This is a genomic window from Streptomyces sp. NPDC002076 (assembly GCF_053593835.1).
This window is the reverse complement of record NZ_JBSFDI010000079.1, coordinates 1-1,174: the sequence shown is the minus strand read 5'-3', so window position 1 is coordinate 1,174 and position 1,174 is coordinate 1. Positions and strand designations below refer to the sequence as shown.

The following is a 1,174-nucleotide window of genomic DNA, read 5'->3' as shown; positions in this document are numbered from 1 at the left end:
CGTGACTGCGTGCCTTTTGAAGAATGAGCCTGCGAGTTTGCGGTGTGTTGCGAGGTTAACCCGGGTGGGGAAGCCGTAGCGAAAGCGAGTCCGAATAGGGCGTTTCAGTAGCATGCTCAAGACCCGAAGCGGAGTGATCTAGCCATGGGCAGGTTGAAGCGGAGGTAAGACTTCGTGGAGGACCGAACCCACCAGGGTTGAAAACCTGGGGGATGACCTGTGGTTAGGGGTGAAAGGCCAATCAAACTCCGTGATAGCTGGTTCTCCCCGAAATGCATTTAGGTGCAGCGTCGTGTGTTTCTTGCCGGAGGTAGAGCACTGGATAGGCGATGGGCCCTACCGGGTTACTGACCTTAGCCAAACTCCGAATGCCGGTAAGTGAGAGCGCGGCAGTGAGACTGTGGGGGATAAGCTCCATGGTCGAGAGGGAAACAGCCCAGAGCATCGACTAAGGCCCCTAAGCGTACGCTAAGTGGGAAAGGATGTGGAGTCGCACAGACAACCAGGAGGTTGGCTTAGAAGCAGCCACCCTTGAAAGAGTGCGTAATAGCTCACTGGTCTAGTGATTCCGCGCCGACAATGTAGCGGGGCTCAAGCGTACCGCCGAAGTCGTGTCATTCGTATATACAGCCCCAACGGGTGTACGGATGGGTAGGGGAGCGTCGTCTGCCGGGTGAAGCGGCACTGGAAGGTAGTCGTGGACGGTTGACGAGTGAGAATGCAGGCATGAGTAGCGATTCACACGTGAGAAACGTGTGCGCCGATTGACTAAGGGTTCCTGGGTCAAGCTGATCTGCCCAGGGTAAGTCGGGACCTAAGGCGAGGCCGACAGGCGTAGTCGATGGATAACCGGTTGATATTCCGGTACCCGCTGTGAAGCGTCAAACATCGAATCCAGTGATGCTAAGGCCGTGAAGCCGTCCCGGATCCTTCGGGTGAAGGGGAGTGGTGGAGCCGCCGGACCAAGTTGGTAGTAGGTGAGTGATGGGGTGACGCAGGAAGGTAGTCCAGCCCGGGCGGTGGTTGTCCCGGGGTAAGGGTGTAGGACGCAAGGTAGGTAAATCCGCCTTGCATGTGTCTGAGACCTGATGCCGAGCCGATTGTGGTGAAGTGGATGATCCTATGCTGTCGAGAAAAGCCTCTAGCGAGTTTCATGGCGGCCCGTACCCTAAAC

The 1,174-nt window shown here is 56.9% G+C and carries 1 rRNA gene; it reads left to right on the top strand.

Annotation, left to right across the window (positions count from 1 at the left end):
• A 23S ribosomal RNA gene (locus ACWCQS_RS46070) occupies positions 1–1,174 on the top strand; the annotation flags it as partial.